This is a genomic window from Verminephrobacter aporrectodeae subsp. tuberculatae At4 (genome assembly GCF_000193225.1).
Lineage (GTDB): Bacteria > Pseudomonadota > Gammaproteobacteria > Burkholderiales > Burkholderiaceae_C > Acidovorax > Acidovorax aporrectodeae.
Window position 1 is genome coordinate 1 of sequence record NZ_AFAL01000629.1, and the last position, 315, is coordinate 315.

Here is a 315-nt window from a genome sequence, read left to right on the forward strand (position 1 = left end):
CGCAGCATCCAGGCGGCGGCGAGCCCGCTCGCGGCCATCGCGGCCACCAAGCACGGCGCGTGCAAGGCGTATCCGACCAGCGCCAGCGGCGCGAAACACCACAGGGCCGCCGCGGCCAGCGCCTGGCCGGATGGCTTCCCGGCGAGTGGCCGGCTCCTGGAGCGCGCGGCGTCGCCCACGTGGGGCAGGCGGCGCATGATGAGCAGGGGCCACAGGCGCGACAGCACATGCGCCCCGGCCAAGGCCACGAGCGCGCTGCGCAGGCCGTGCGCGCCCAGCAGCGCCAGCAGGCCGAGTTTGGCCAGGAGCGCGAGC

General features: G+C 76.8%; 1 pseudogene. It reads right to left on the minus strand.

Features of this window, described 5'->3' with window-relative positions:
* Positions 1-315, minus strand: a pseudogene (locus tag VTU_RS0118720) (adenosylcobinamide-GDP ribazoletransferase); the annotation flags it as partial.